The sequence below is a fragment of the Serratia sp. MYb239 genome (assembly GCF_002966855.1).
Taxonomy (GTDB): domain Bacteria; phylum Pseudomonadota; class Gammaproteobacteria; order Enterobacterales; family Enterobacteriaceae; genus Serratia_B; species Serratia_B rhizosphaerae.
The window spans coordinates 3,196,868-3,212,730 of sequence record NZ_CP023268.1 but is presented as its reverse complement, the minus strand read 5'-3'; the positions used below and the strand labels follow the sequence as shown (position 1 = coordinate 3,212,730).

Sequence of the window (15,863 nt, the reverse complement as noted above, 5' to 3'; positions counted from 1 at the left end):
ATAACTTGAGGAAAAATCCCAGCGTGGTTTGAGTAGTGTACCTGAGTGATATTTGTGTTATGTATGCATTGATTGCAGCAGAATAAATATAGTTCAGGCTAGTATAGTTTGTGGTAGCTATGAGAATATATAATCTATTTTACCTATAAAATAATTTATATGTATGGGGTGGTTTTTTTGTGGCGAATTGGTTTTACTGAACCCTAACTTTTGATTTTTAAGTTTGCACTTATTGATATGTTAATATGATAAATGCTTTATATCAGTTTTACTCTACAGAATTTCAAAAAAATAGATGTGTTAATGACTGTTTTTGCCGATGAAATCTTTGAGTTTTCGAAATTGTTTTGAGTTGAGGGTGTGTAATTGTAAAGGTTTTATTAATTCGGGTTGTTTTTTTTAGGTTGTTTGTCTGTGCTTTTATATTCTGGAGATGTGCCTTGTATATAGGATCGTTTGTTGGTTGTATTTTTAATGTTGCACTGTTGTGAATTTTTATTTTGATATGATTATTTCTTTAGTATAAGGAGAGAAAGGAACGAGAAAGTTAAATCTATTTGTCCTAATCGCAATTTCATTGTTTAAATAATCACTATGGATTAATATTTTTTGCGACTCTGCTGAGTTACTGGTTTTAACTAGTGGTGTAAAAGGGATACCTTTTCGGTATCCCTTTTACAATAATCAGAAGAAATCAATTCGCGTATTGATACCGACGGTGCGACCCATATTGACCTGCGCGACGGCGCTGCTGCCGTTCATGTAGCCATAGGTACGGTAACGACGGTCGAACAGGTTATCGACATAGACGGAAATGTTCATCCGTTCAGTCGCCTGCCAGCCCAGGCTGCTGTCCAGGGTGGCATAGGTGCCTTGCCGCAACTGGTTGTCGCCATCGAAATAATGCGGCCCGACCAGATTAACCGCCAGTCGGGGCATCAGTGCGCCATAGCGCGTATCAATCACGCCGTTCACGCTGCTTCCCGCGCCATAACGTGGTACGAACGGCACCCGGTTACCGTGATACAACTCACTGTCATTGGTGAATTCGGAACGGATCACGTTGCCATTGATATCCCATGACCAGCCTGGCGCAAACCGCCACTTCGCTTCAAGCTCAACGCCGGTGGCGTCGGCTTTACCCGCATTGCTTAATGTCTGCATCCCGACCGGGCCAGAGTAAAGCTGCATGTCTTTGGTGTGGGTATAAAACGTCGCGGCTTGCAGCGTGACGTCAGCGGTTTCGTAGCGGGTGCCAAGTTCATAGTTGATGGATTTCTCGGCGACGAACGGTTTGGCATCAAGACCCGCAGTAGGCACGATGTTGTACCCGGAAGGTTTATATCCCTGGGCTACACGGGTATACACTCTCCAGTCATCGGTCAGCATATAGCCTGCGGATAGCTGCCCGAGCACCTGATCGTCATTGCTCTTACCCTGGTCGCCAAACGGGTTGCCGAGCATGCTGCCGTGATATTGTGTACTGGATTTATCATGCGAGAAGCGCACGCCGCCGCCGATATCAAAACGATCGGTTAAATGCCAGGTCAGGTCACTGTATGCGGCCAGCGTTTCAGCGGTGGTATAGCCGGTACTGCTTAAATAAGGCATTGTCGGCATGTCGTAGGCTGAATTTAACTTCTCGCGGGTGTTCTGCCGGTACAGCCCAAACACCATATCAACGGTACGCGCATCGCCCAGGGTTGCGGCGCGCAGCTCCTGCACATCCTGATTCCAGCGCTGAGGCATATTGACGATTAACGAACCGGAAGGGAAGGTGCGCGAATAATGCTGCTGCTGCCAGGCGCTGATCAGGTTGAAAACCCAGTCATCGGTGGTGTATTTCCCACTCAGGGTCTGGCTGTCAGTGCAGCGCCGCATGTACGGGTCTGGTGAACCATCGCTGATCGACAGCTTACTGCCCTTAATATCATTCCATCCCACATAGGCGTCCTGGGTGGCGCGGGTACATTCGCGTGAGGCGGCAAAGCCCATTTCCCAGGGCTGATCGTCCGGCGCCAGACGCAGTTTCACATTCCCTATGCTGGCGCGGGTGCCGCCTAAGTCATCGCTTCCCGTCGCGGGGTTAATCATGTCGCCGTCATCAACCTGGCGTAACAGGGTGACGCTGCCGTACAGCAGGCCATCCTGAATGGGGCCGCTCAGGTTGAACTTACTTCGATAACTGTCGCGGCTACTGACGCCGCCTTCAATATAGCCGCGCGGCGTGCTGTCCGGCTGCTGGGTGACGATGTTGATGATCCCGCCCTGAGCGCTTTTGCCATATAACGTTCCCTGTGGGCCTCGCAGCAACTCCACGCTTTGCACATCGGTAAGCGCCTGGATGGTGTTGGTGGAAAGCTGAGGGACGCCATCGACATACAGGGTGACGGCGGGGTTATAGAAGTCCTGCGCTGAAGAGACGCCGCGTAGCGAGATCGTCGAAAAAAGCATGTTGCCGCTATTTTCAATATTGAGCCCGGGCAAGACTCTGGGGAGTTTGTCGCTGGCGGTGACGCCGGCGTCGCTTAATTCCGGCGCGCTGACAACAGTAGACGAGACGTTGTTGGCTGATGCCGAGCGGGAAGATTGTTTACTGGCGGTAACCACCAGCGTGCTTTCGTCTTGCTGTGAAGTTTGGGCATTAGCAATGGCGGGGAGCAATAATCCCCCCAAGGCCAGAGGATAAAGCCGTGTCATTTTCATTGTTGTGAGTCCCTGTAAGACGGCGAAACGCCAAAAATACCGACAATGGTGAATTGAAAATGATAACTATTTCTAATAGTGGTGCTACCCGAAACGGGTTTATTTCAACCTGTTTCGGGTCGGTTTGCGCTTATTGGGCAGAATGGCGATAACGGTCGACGGCGAGAGCCGTCAGGCGTTTTTTGTCTATCTTGCCGACGGCGGTGAGCGGCCAGTGGTCCAGAAACTCGATTTGGTCAGGAATTTTCCACGCGCTGAGCCCCATACGGGTCAGTTGTTGACGCAACTGCTGATAGTCAGTTGGCACCTGCTGCGCGATGATAAACGCGCAAATCCGCTCGCCAAGCAGCGTGTCCGGCGCGGCGACCACCGCGCAATCTTGCACTTCCGCTAAACGCAGCAGTGCCGATTCCACTTCAGCCGCGGCTATTTTTTCTCCGGCGCGGTTGATCTGCTCTTTTATGCGTCCCTCAACGTGCAGGTTCCCCACCTCATCCAGCCTGACATTGTCGCCTGTGCGGTAAAACCCTTGCGCGGTAAAGGCCTGCGCGTTGTGGGCAGGGGCGCGGTAATAGCCCGAAATGGTATAAGGGCCGCGCGTTAACAATTGCCCGGTTTCGCCCGGCGCGACGTCGTTCTCGTCTTGATCAACGATGCGGATTTCATCCAGAGGGGACAACGGGCGCCCCTGGCTGTGGAGAATGGTGGCATGCGGATCGTCCAGCCGGGTAAAACAGAGCAGGCCTTCCGCCATACCGAAAACCTGTTGCAGGGTACAGTCAAAGGTGGCGATAACCTGCTCAGCAAGCGTCGGGTCGAGCCGGGCGCCGCCTGCCTGAATGACGCGCAGCGACGAAAGGTCGCTGTCTTCCCACTCCCTGGCCTGCACCCATAATTGCGCCAGCGCCGGAACCAGGGCGACGTGAGTCACTCTTTCCTGCGCGATTAAAGGCATCACCTCATCACAGCTGGCGCTGTCGGTCAGCACCACTTTTCCGCCGCAGGCAAGCGTTCCCAGAATACCGGGGCAGGCCAGCGGAAAGTTATGCGCCACCGGGAGGACGGCGAGATACACGCTCTGTTGGCTGATGCCGCACAGTTCAGCAGAAGCGCTGAAGTTATAGCTATAGTCGGCATGTCGGCGCGGGATGAGTTTGGGCGTGCCGGTTGTGCCGCCTGAGAGCAACAACAACGCGGTGGCGGAAACATCAGGCTGCGGCCATGCCTGTCGCTCACCGTGAAGGGAGAAGAGCGGCGTAAAATCGTCGCTCACGGTCTCTCCAGCGACCAGAACATGACGCAAGCAGGCGTGTTTGTGCGCCATCTGTCGGGCCAGCTCTGCGTGGTTTTCCCCGTGAATAACGTAAGCGACGGGTTGCGCCAGCTCAATCAGCGCGTCGATATCCAGCGCCCGTTGCGAGGGCATCGCCAGCACGGGGATAACGCCCAGTCTTAACAAGGCGAACAGCAGGGTAACAAACGCGTTGTCGTTGGGAAGCTGCACAATTACATGCTCCCCCGAACGCAAACCCAGTGATGACAGACCTGCGGCAAGTTCGTCAACTTGTGCATCAAGCGCGCTGTAGGTTAACGACCCCTTTGCATCAACGACGGCAATTCGCGAGGCATAACGGGCCGCCCAGTGGCGCAACTGTTCGGCAATGGGTAAGGGATACTGTTCAATCAGAGATTCAAAGGAAGAATTCATGCGTCACCTTTCTGAAGTACTGGGCTGTTTTTGCAACGCGGTCATTGCAGAAAATGCGTGGGGAAAATGGCGGACAATCTGCGTAAAAAAGGACCGGGCTTGTTGAATGGGATAGAAATGATCGCCGTCAATCACCACCGGGCCTGTAACGGGGCTCAGCCACTGACGCCAGGCATCGACCTGCTGCCAGGAGACTTCGCGATCGTGGCTGCCGCACAATAACAGCGCAGGCGTGCGCAGCGGCGGACAGACGTCGGGCGAGTCGTAGTGATAGCTCTCGGTGGCGTAAAAATCAGCGCGCAGAAGAGGAAGAAACAGCGACATTAATTCCTGGTTTTCCCGCAGTTCAGGAGAACATCCGCCAATGTCTATCAGCTCAGCGATAAAGTCGGCATCATCGCGATGGCTGAGCTGGCGTTCAGAATGCAGATGCGGGGCATGGCACCCGGAAATAATCAGTCCTTGTGGCGCAAGCCCCCGTTGCTCCAGAAGTCGGCAGGTTTCAAACGCCACCTGTGCCCCCATGCTGTGCCCGGCGAGTAAAAGCGGCGTGTCAGGCGATACGGATGCTTCCAGCTCGTTCGCCAGCAGTGCCGCCAGTTGTGTAATGCTTCTGAGCGGTTCCAGATGGCGAAGGCGATCGCGCCCCGGCCAGGTCACCAGAGAAAGCGCGCAATCAGCCAGTTGCTCAGCTTGCCAGTGGCGAAACGCGCTACTGCTGCCGCCAGCGAAAGGGCACATGACTAGATGCGCAGTATTACCGTTTCGGGCGGGCCACAGCGGGATGCACATTGCAGATTGCGTCACAGCGCCTCCTTATCATCATCGTTGTAGAAACCGGCTAACCGGTCGTGGTGCGGCGGCGTCAGGCGTCTGATCTCCGCATTGCCGGTCTTACGTAAAATCTGCTGCCATAAACGTGATAACGCGATCTGATGTACGCTTTGGCAGGCCGCTGGTGGATGTTCGCCCGCCAGATGGCTGCGCAACTGGTGTAGCAACCAGCTGACGCCCTCCGGCCCGACGGTTTCGCAGCAGTCGCGCCAGCTCAGGGGCGCCGCGCTGCGCGTCAGACCCGGCAGATCGCGCAGGATCTCCGGTCTGCGGTAGAGGCTGTGGGCGTTCTCCTGATGGTCTGCGACAAACAGGCTGGATGACCAGATGACGGGGCCGTAGCTCGCCTCCAGCGAAAGATGACCTTCCGGCCAGCCCAGCAGCAGGCGGTGCATGATAAGGCTATGCATATCTGGATCGTCAGGATCGAGATAGCGCTGAAGCAGCAGGCAGGCTTCTCCCTCCGGCCAGAAGAGTCTCAGACAGTGAAAATCGCTAAAGCTGCCAACCACGTCGCACTCCACGGCGGCGGCATCAACGCCCAGAGCCAGCAACAACAAATCCAGAGTGGAGTAGAGCAACTGTCGGCTGGTGGTGGCGTGGACTACCGGCGGCGTCTTAGCCAGGCAGCGACGCAGCTGCTGCGCATCGCGAAGCCATGTGCGTCCCGCGCGCGTATGCGGATAAAACGTGTTTACCCAATAGCAGCAGCCCTGTTCCTGCGCCAGCGTTTGTAAGGAACTGATGTCATCCGGGTGGAGGGGATGCTCCTGAATGACGTGTACGCCGCGCGTCAGAAAGTGTCTGGCAAGCTGCGTACCGGTTCCTCCGGCGACGGTCGAACGCACGACAATACAGGCGATATCCGGCATCCTGGTTATCTGTTCCGGCGAGGTATACAGCGGAATGCCAAACGCATGAGCCAGCTCTCTTGAACGGGCGCTTCCCTGCGCCAGCAGGCCGACCAGTTCCAGCCCCTCCGGGGGCTGCATAAAGGCATTCAGGTACATTTCGCCAAATTTGGCGCCCACAATCAGTACGCGTTGTTTTGGGGAGGCGGACGGCATCATAACGTGTTCTCCGGTTGCGTTGAGGTTGCGCAAAGCCAGCGCGTAATGTGTTGCGCACAAGCCTGAACGTGGGGGGCTTCCATCATGATTTGCCAGTGGCTGGCTTCAATCACAGCGTCGTCGGCGTTGTTTATCCAGCCCTGCCACTCGGTTTCTGCTGGCGTCCAGCGCGCGGGTCTCCCGGCGGCATACACCATGAGACAGGGGACCGGAACGCTTTCGCCCGGCGTATGCTCAGTCAGTAAACGCAGCAGATGCGCGATGTTGTCGAGCCACGTTTCTGCCGCTTGCAGCGTCAGGTTTTGCGGCACCATACCGGCCGTTTTAGCGAGGCTGATAAAGTCGGCAAGCTGGCTGTCGGGCGTCTGCTGGTCGAAATGTTCGGGCAGTGCCAGAGGCGTTTGTCCTTCGGCTAACAGGCGCAGCAGGGCCGCCCGGTTTTCGCAACAGAAATCCTGTCGGCACACGGGATCGATTAACACCATCCGAACCTGCTCGCCTTTGGAGTACAGGCGCTGTGCGGCGCCCGCCGCAAGAAACGCGCCATACGACCAACCCGCCAGCACATAAGGGCCGTGAGGCTGCTGACGACGGATGCACCCGACATACTCATCGATCATCTGGTCGAGCGTGGCAAAGCGCTGCGGCGATTTTGCTTGCAGGCCGAAAACGCGCCTGTTCAACGCGCTAGCGAGCGGCAGCCAGGCGCTGATATCGCCGTCTGAAGCGTGGAAGACAAACAGGGTTTCCTCACCGTCGCCCTGGCAAAGGGGTATCGGGTTGTCCTCTCCTGACGTAGCCGCCTGTAGATGGGCGCAGAAGTCGCTCAGCGTCGAATGGCTGAACAGATCCTGAAGGTTAGCCCTGGCAATCCCTCTCCGGTTTAGCTGCGCGACCATCCTTGTCGCCATCAGGCTGTCGCCGCCCAGTTCGAAAAAGTCGTGATGCCTTGCCACGGGGCGAGACAGCAGCGATTGCCAGAGTTCAGCCACCTGTTTTTCCAGCGCCGGATTCCCCCCGGCAACTGGCGTGGGTTTGGCTGGCTCAGTCGGCGCATCAGACGGGGCATGCAGCGGCGTAAATAACGCTTCTCTTTGCCGGATCTGTAAAATGGGCAGACCGGTGCCAAAGCGCTGCTGTAAATAGCGGCTCACGGCTTTTTTATCCGGGCGATTTACGCCAGGCGAACGCGCCACCAGCAGATGCTGGCGCAGCGGCGACGATTCCTGCGCGGGCCACGCCAGCTCGTTTGCAAACCCGGCCTGAACGAGAACCTCCTGCCATGCGGAGCGGGTGAGCATCGGTTTCTCATCCCGGCGGCGGAAATCGCGGTATCCGCTTAATCCCTCAATAAAGCCCACGCTCGCCAGCTGGAATACGCTGTTTCGCTCCGTCGCTTCAACGATCATCAAACGTCCGCCGGCTTTCAGCAACAGTTTTAATCTGCGCAACGTCTGGACGACATGGCTGGCGTCGTGGAGCACATTGACGGCAACGATCAGGTCGTAACCCGCCTCCGGGTGGGCGGTGAAATCCAGCGGCTGGTTGATGTCGAACAAGGCATAAGACACCTGCGATTCATCATGGAAACGGGCTCTGGCGTCATTGAGGAACTGCGCGGAGACGTCCGTGAAGTGGTACGACTGCCGCGTGTTCCGCGTGGCCTTCAGCACCGGCGCGGTAGTGGCTGCGGTTCCGGCGCCAACCTCCAGAATCCGTTCTGCGCTGCACAAGGCGGCAATCTGCGCGGTATAGCGATTCAGACAGGCGCTGGCGGGGTTGTCGCGATACAGCGCGTCGGTAACGCGATGCTGCTCGTTGAACAGCAATTCCAGCGGAGAACACTGCCCGGAGAAGAGGGCGTCGTGCCGGGCGATGCAGGTTTCCAGATACTGCGCCAGCGCCTGGCTCCATTGGCTTTGCGGGCACGCTTCCTGAGGCTCAGGAATCTCGCTGAGCGGAATGCGGCAGCGCCAGCTTTCACCTTCGCGGATTAACCACTCTCTTTCCGTCAGACACTGTAGCCACTGGCGCAGCAGACGCTGGTGAGACGCTTGCGCGGACAGCGCCTGTACTATTGCGCTAAAGCGATGGGCGATCTCCGGCGTGGTAAACAGGCCGTGACGATTTAGCGTAGCCGCGATCCCCTGTAGCGCACGCGCCTCCAGCCAGCGCCAGGTCGCCTCCAGCTCATCAAGCTGCGCCTGCTCAGGCAACGGCAGCGCCAGTTGGGTAAGTTCGTGCTCATCAGGCATCGCCGCTGATGGCGACGGATCGTCGGCCATCACGATATCCAGCGTCAACGCGCCCTGTTCGGTTATTTCCGCTCTGGCCTGCCGGATGCCGGGGTATTCGAGCGTCGCCTGCTCAATATCCCGCAGGTCGTAGTCCGCCTGCGCGTTCAGCGGCCAGCGTCGGCGGGGAATGTGCCCGGCGATGCCGCTGGCGAGAGTCTTCAGGCTTTCAGGGGCGGCGATGACGGCTTGCAGGATGGCGCAATAGTCATTAAACATCGCCTCGGCAGCGCCGGGTTCCAGCACGTTGTCCATGCAGTACCAGCTAAACATCAACTCGCCGTCGCTCTCCATGACCTGATGATCCAGCCAGACCTGCGGCGTTTGCGTGAATACATAGCAGGGTTCGCCGAACAGATGGCTCATCGCCTGATCGATAGTCATGCCTTCCAGCGTCATCCCCAGCATACTGGTAAACACTACCGGCATCAGCGGTTGACGTTGTGATCCGCGCAGGCGGCCCAGCTCACGGATCACCTCAACACCGTTCATTTCACTGTGCGCCATGTTTTGCCAGAGGCGCTGTTGGGTCTGTTGCATCTGCTCTTGCAACGTCACCGGCGCTGAGAAGTTAAAATCAACCAGCGTGACGGAGGTAAAATCACCAATCAACTGGTTGATTTGCGGATGGATCGGCTGGCGATTGAAGAACGTCAGGTTCAGCGTAAATGTTGTGGTACGGCTCCAGCGCTCAAGGGTGGCGGCAAACAGCGTGAGCAGCGCGGCAGACGGTGTGACGCCTTGCTGCTGCCAGCGCTGTTTCACGGCCTGCCATTCTGTCTTGCCGATCGTCGATTTGAAGGTGGTGAAGTGTGGCGTTTCCGGGGGCGTCTCAACCACCGGCAGCTCTGGCGCTAAGGGCAGTTGCGGCAGTTTTTCCTGCCAGTAATCCCAGGCATCGTGCCATGCCGATGTCTGTCGGCGCGCCTGTTCAGCCATCACATAATCACGGAAGGTAATAGCGAGCGGCGCCAGCGTTTCACCGCGCCAGACCTGCGCCAGGTCGTCCATCATGACTTTAAAACTCTGCACATCAAACTGCAAAAGGTCGAGGTTCATATGCAGACGGTAATGGCAATCGTCGATTTCGCTGACCACCAGCTCAAAAAGAGGCCACTGGTCGGCAGGCAAAACGCGATAGCTCAGTTCATGCCGCCGTTTTTCCAGCGCGATGCGCTGTTCTTCCGGGGAAAGCGCGCGCAGATCGTCACGCGGGATGTGATACTCCGGCGTTGTCGCCAGGATTCGCTGCTGCCCGTCGGCATCAACCACCATACGCAACATATCGTGGCGTGCGATGAGCTGGTTCCATGCTTTCTCCAGTATGGCGAGATTGAACTCATCGTGGCGTTTATCCCACTCAAACAGGACGTGACAGGCGACGCCGCCATAGCCAATGAGGTGGGTTCGCCCCAGCCAGTAGGCGTGCTGAATGGGCGTCAAAGGGAAGGGCGCATAACGCTCGTCGGCGTCGTGCCGCAACACTTCCGGCTGCGAAGCGGCAGGCGTCGCCTCTGGCTTAGAACAGATAAGCTGCGTGAGTCCATGAGGAGACAGATCCTGCCACGCCCGTTCCGCATTGATGCGTACGCCCAGGTAGTGCTGAATATCGCTACTGAGTTCAAGGAAGAGCAGCGAGTCCATGCCGAGTTGCAACAGATCCTGGTTTGGATGCAGTGACGCCGGATCGCTCAGCCTTAGCTGAACCGCAATCCGCTTTTTCAGCCATGCCATCACCGCTGTTTCATCGCTCAGGCTGCCGTTAAAGGCGTTGTCATCAGCAGGAGGAATGACCGGCGTTGCGGCTTTTTCTGTGGCGCTGATGTTAAACAGAGCCTGTTGTAACGGGGGCATTTTGTCGGTAAAAACGCGCATCGCCAGTCGCCACGGGGCGCCGCGCATCACCGCCTGTTCCAGGTGCCAGCAGCCTTCGGCATCGCTTAACGCGCCCATACCTCGGCTGGCGAGCGTCGCCAGCATTTCCGGCGTGGCCGCCCGACCGCTTTCTCCCCATGCGCCCCAGGCGACAGAGAGCGTTTTCGGCGCATCAAGGGTGGAAAACTGCTGGGCCAGCCCGTCCAGGTAGCCGCAGGCCAGCGCATGGGCGCTCTGACCCGGCGCGCCGAGGGTGGCGGCAGCGGAAGAGTAGAGAATAAGATAGCGTCCGTCGTGGTTGCGCAGGGTTTGCAACAGCTGGCTTGCCGCCTGCGCTTTTACCGCGAAAACGGCAGCCAACTGGTGGTCATCAAGCTCCTGCAAGGGCGCGTCAGCCAATACGCCAGCGGCATGAATCGCTCCGGCAATGCCGCCGTTGGCCGCCAGATCGTCAAGAACCGTGGCCAGTTGCCCGGCATCGCCCACATCACAACGGCAGACGCGCGTCTGCCCGCCCTCCACGTCGCGTAGCCATGACTCATCCACGCGCGGCGCCAGCAGGGCGATGCGTCGCGCCCCTTTTTCTCTGAGCCAGTTCACGGCAAGGCGGCCTAATCCGCCAAACGCTCCGGTCACCAGATGCCAGCGGCTATCGCCGGTAAACACGTTTGCCGGTAATTCAGCGGCGCATCCCGTATTGGGCGCCAGTGAAGGGAGCCAAAGGGTGTCACCCCGTGCGGCGAGCCAGCGCTGTGATAGTGAGACTGCGCTCAACCCTTGATGCAGCGTTTCCCACGGGGTGTTTTCGGCGAGATCGATGGCGGCAAGCAACCGTTCCGGCTGTTCGTTGGCCGCGACGCGAAGCAAGGCCCATAGCGCGTGATGGGATGCAGAGAGTGCTTCATTTTCCTCGACTCGCCACGCGCGGCGAGTAACCACAATCAATCCGGCTGCGCTGGCGGTGAGCGCTGCTATCACTTTCTCCGCTAAGGCCAGCGTATCCTCGCTCTCCTCAACAATCATCAGTCGCGAAGAGGCGTGCGGATCGTGAATGATGCCGTATTGCGCCAGCTCGTCGCTGCGCGCAAGCGTACCGGCGCTGAAGCTAAAGGTAAGCGGATGGTCAATGCTGGCGACGTTGAGGGGCGTCCAGCGCCATTGATAATGCGTCTGCGGCGCAGGAAGAGGCGCGGCGGGCGATAGCGGCAGCCACTCGCCAGCAGGATGACGGGCTTCAACGCGCATCTGACCGCGGGAAAAGGCTTCGTTTTGCCAGCTTAAGCGAACCTTCCCCAGCCACTCCGGGGCGGCGACGGGGGGCGGTTCCACAGGTAGAGCGTCGCCATGACGCTGTGAAAGCAGACGCCAGGCCTCCTGCCAGCGGGCGTTAAACCGTTCGGGCTGACCTGCGCAATCAGACCAGTCGGCGAGATAATCACCGTTATCCGTCAGCGCCTGCCCCAACACGGGTTCTGATGGCGCGGTGAATGTTACGGCGCTAACCGCCTGACCGGGCAGCGTGGCGAGAATGATATGTTCGCTCATCCCGGCGGTCGGGCTGCCATCCTGCGGTAGCCACGCCACTTTGCTGAATCCGGCGTGGCGGCACTGTTGTTGCCACTGAGCGGTGGTGAGGAATAACTCACCTTCGCGGGCGTCGAGATCCTGTAGCGGAAGAACCAGCGGGCCGAAAACGAAGTCAAACAGACGCATTGGCTGGGTGATTTCGCGCATCAGCAGGCGCCCGCCCGGCTTGAGCAGGGGGCGCAGATTATCGAGCGTGCGGCCAATATGGCGGGTGGCGTGAATCACGTTCGCTGCCACGATAAGATCGTAAGACTGTGCCTGGAACCCCTGAGACTGCGCCTCTTTTTCGAGATCCAGCTCGCTATACTTCACAAAATCATAGTCGGCGAATTTCTGCTGGGCGCGACGGGTGAACAGCGCCGAGATATCGGTGAAATGGTACTCCAGTGCCGGAACGCCGTTGAGTTCCGGCAGCAGCCACGCGGTGGTGCCGCCGGTTCCGCCGCCAACTTCAAGAATACGCAACGGCTGGCGGGGCTGACGCGTCTGGACAATGCCGCGTAATACCCCGGCGGCGATTTGGTTGAAATAGCGGCCAAAGCTGAATTCCTGATACAGCACTTCCACGCCGTCGGAGGCGCTTTGCGGGAAGATAATCGCCACCGGTTCTTCCGCGCCGCTCATCATTTCATATAACCGATCGCCGGCACGGGCGATGGTGTCGGGAATAGCCTGAAAACCTTCACAATAACCGGCAAGTTCCGTCAGCAGTGATTCCCGCTGTTGATGTTCAATGGGGCGGGCGCGGACGTATCGCCCGTCGGTGCAGCGGTAATCGCCGTCGACCACGCAGTTATTCAGCAGGCGCTGGAGTAGCTGCTGGTAGCGGGGCAGCAGACGTCCACGGCGCATGATGGTCATGGCGTCCACGCCGTTCTCAATGGCATCGCCGGTACAGCGTTGTACCAGTTGATCGACGTAGATGGCGTGCAGTCGCGTGGCGCACTGTTTAAGCGCTTCCAGGCGAGGGAGATCGAGCGCTGTCGCGGCGCGACTCGCCACCTCCAGCCCGGCAGACAGCGCTGCGTCGGCAGGCTCGCAGGCCGGGGAGACGCGCTCTTTCCAGTAACGCTCAGTATCAAACGGATAACATGGCGCAGCGATACGTTGTCCATCGCCCGCCAGCAGGTCGGCCCACGGTAGGGCGACGCCGGCAGCGTAAAGCTGGAGCAGGGCCTGATTGAGGACATCGCTCGCCTCTTTGTTACGCCGGGCGCTGGCTATCCAGTATGCGTTATCGCGGTATTCGCGCTGCCCGCAAGCAACCAACTGGGCATCGGGCCCCATCTCCAGAAAAACGCGGGCGCCGAGCTGATGCGCCACCTGAATACTCTGGATAAAACGCACCGGCTGGCGCATGTGTCGGCGCCAGTAATCCGCCTGGTTGAGCGTTGACTCATCAATGACGTCGGCGGTGAGCGTGGAAATAATCGGTATTTGCCCCGGCTCCGCGTGCAGTCCCGCGCAGGCGTCCTGGAACCGATCGAGTATCGGCTCCAGTAAAGCGGAGTGCGCCGCACCGGTTACGCTCAGGCGACGATAGTTAATGTCATGCTGCGAGAGCGTGGCGCAAAATACCGCGAGACGGGCTTCCGGCCCGGAAAATACCGTATGTTGCGTACCGTTGTTGGCGGCGAGATCCAGCTCAAACTGGCGAGCCAGCGGCATCAGCGTGTCTTCGTCTGCAAATACCGCCACCATCGCGCCGCTTGCGCACTGCTGCATTAGCGCGCCGCGCCGACAAACCAGTGGCATGACCTGTTCAATCGCATAGTGTCCGCAGACAACGGCAGCGGCAAATTCACCGACGGAATGCCCAATGGCGAAGTCTGGCTTCAGTCCTTCAGCACGCCAGTGCGCCGCCATCGCGATTTCAAACGCGACAATCGCCGGCTGCGCCCAGGCCATATTGTCCAGCTGCGCCGAATCGGGGTTAAACATCGCTTCGCGCAGTGACGGCGTGAGCATTTCGCTACAGGCGGAAAAACAGCGATCCAGCGTGTCGGCAAACGCCGTTGAGTGCTGGTACATCGTTTGACCCATAGTGCGCCAGTGCGAGCCCTGGCCGGTAAACAGCCACACCTGCTTGCCGCTGGCGCCGTGGCCGCTGTAAACCAGCGCCCCCGATTTCTCACCGGCCCAGGCGCTGAGCGCCTCGGCGGTTTCACGGTTTAATGGCGCCGCCAGGCGGAAGGGGAGATCGAGACGGCGCGCGTGCAGGGCTGTGAAGGCCAGAGAGCTGGCATCCGCATTCTCTCTCAGCGCCCCGGCATAATCCGTCGCCAGCCGCCGCAACGCGCTGTCGCTGGCGGCGCTGAGCAGCAGCGCGGTACTTTTTCTGCCGCTATCCGTATCGGGGAGGCGCGCGTTGAGCGCGTCGGGCAGCGAGGCGACGATCATATGGCAGTTGGTGCCGCCAATACCAAAGGAGGAGACGCCCGCATAGCGCATTTCGTCCTGCCATGCCTGTGCCGACACCGGTATGGTAAAGGGGCTCTCTTCAAGTTTCAGCGCCGGGTTGGGGGTGTGAAAATTCAGTAAGGGAGGAATTTGCCCGCGACTGACTGCCAGAACGGTTTTCAGCAGTCCGGCAATGCCCGCCGCGGTATCCAGATGGCCCATGTTACTTTTCACGGAACCGAGCGCACAGCGCTGATCCTGCGGGCGAGGCGCATAGACGTTGCGTAACGCTTCAATTTCAATCGCGTCGCCCAGCGGTGTGCCGGTGCCGTGGGTTTCAATGTAACCTACCTGCCTGTCGTCGATGGCCGCCAGCATTAACGCCTCTTCGATGACTGCCTGTTGCCCTGCGACGGAAGGGGCGGTATAGCCGACCTTTCTGTTGCCGTCGTTGTTGACCGCGCTGGAGAGGATCACCGAGATAATCGGATCGCCTGACAGCAGCGCGTCTCTCAGGCGACGCAGCACCACGCAGCCGAGACCGTTACCGGCCCAGGTGCCCTCAGCCGAGGCGTCAAAGGGACGACAGTGACCATCAGGAGAGAAAATCATTCCGGGCTGGTAGCGGTAGCCTGCCTGCTGGGGGAAAGAGAGCGCCACGCCGCCGGCAACCGCCATATCGGATTCGCCTGCGCGCAGGCTTTCACAGGCCAGATGCACGGCAACCAGCGAGCTGGAGCAGGCGGTCTGTACCGATAACGCCGGGCCGTGCAGGTTGAGTTTGTACGCGGCGCGGGTGGCAATATAGTCTTTATCATTGCCCATCAGAGATTGCAGACCTTTTACCTGCGCGACTTCTGTCACGTTCAATGCTTCGCGACCGGGGTAGGTACTCATCCGGGAAGAGGCGAAAACGCCGGTCTTATGGGGGACGGCGCCGGGGGCATAACCGGCATGTTCCAGCGCATGCCAGACCGCCTGCAAAAATAGGCGCTGCTGCGGGTCCATCGACTCCGCTTCCTGTCGCGAATAGCCAAACAGGGTGGCGTCGAAGCAGTCGGCGTTGTCTAACACCGTACCGATATTGACATAATGAGGATCGTCAATGATGGCGGCATCCAGACCGACGGCCAGAAGCTCTTCGCGCGTAAAGCGTCGGCTGCATTCACGACCTTCCAGCAGATTTTGCCAGAACGTTTCGCCATCCGGCGATTCAGGAAAATGGCAGGCGTAGCCGATAACCGCGACAGGTTCGCAGTCCGGGTAGTGTTGAGCGATCGATGCATCAATGGAATCTGCTGTCGGCGCAGAAGAGAAGCGCAAGTTATCCATAATCGGTCCCGTTTCCTAAGATTCACAAAGTCAATGGAACGCCATGCGTTCGCGATG

At 58.4% G+C, this 15,863-nt stretch carries 5 protein-coding genes; all 5 read right to left on the bottom strand.

All coding sequences use genetic code 11. The features are described 5' to 3' along the window. Window positions 1–684: 684 nt before the first annotated feature. The 5 genes from fyuA to irp1 all read right to left on the bottom strand — a co-directional run bounded on the left by fyuA (window position 685) and on the right by irp1 (window position 15,806). Window positions 685–2,706 carry a siderophore yersiniabactin receptor FyuA gene (fyuA, locus tag CLM71_RS15470; protein WP_004175333.1) on the bottom strand — a complete coding sequence of 674 codons (2,022 nt, stop codon included), beginning with the start codon at window positions 2,704–2,706 and terminating at the stop codon, window positions 685–687. Between the two features lie 130 nt (window positions 2,707–2,836). Further along, the gene (ybtE, locus tag CLM71_RS15465; RefSeq protein ID WP_001088826.1) at window positions 2,837–4,414 is read right to left on the bottom strand and encodes a yersiniabactin biosynthesis salycil-AMP ligase YbtE; all 1,578 of its coding nucleotides are present in this window, start codon (window positions 4,412–4,414) and stop codon (window positions 2,837–2,839) included. Between the two features lie 3 nt (window positions 4,415–4,417). After that, entirely contained in the window at window positions 4,418–5,221 is an 804-nt protein-coding gene (gene ybtT, locus CLM71_RS15460) for a yersiniabactin biosynthesis thioesterase YbtT (RefSeq protein WP_080884759.1), read from the bottom strand. Further along, window positions 5,218–6,318, bottom strand: a complete 1,101-nt coding sequence (ybtU, locus tag CLM71_RS15455) for a yersiniabactin biosynthesis oxidoreductase YbtU (protein WP_000982866.1) — start codon at window positions 6,316–6,318, stop codon at window positions 5,218–5,220. The genes ybtT and ybtU overlap by 4 nt, the downstream gene beginning before the upstream one ends. Beyond that, entirely contained in the window at window positions 6,315–15,806 is a 9,492-nt protein-coding gene (gene irp1 / locus CLM71_RS15450; RefSeq protein WP_080884760.1) for a yersiniabactin polyketide synthase HMWP1, read from the bottom strand. Before irp1 ends, ybtU begins: the two co-directional genes overlap by 4 nt. Between the last annotated feature and the right edge of the window lie 57 nt (window positions 15,807–15,863).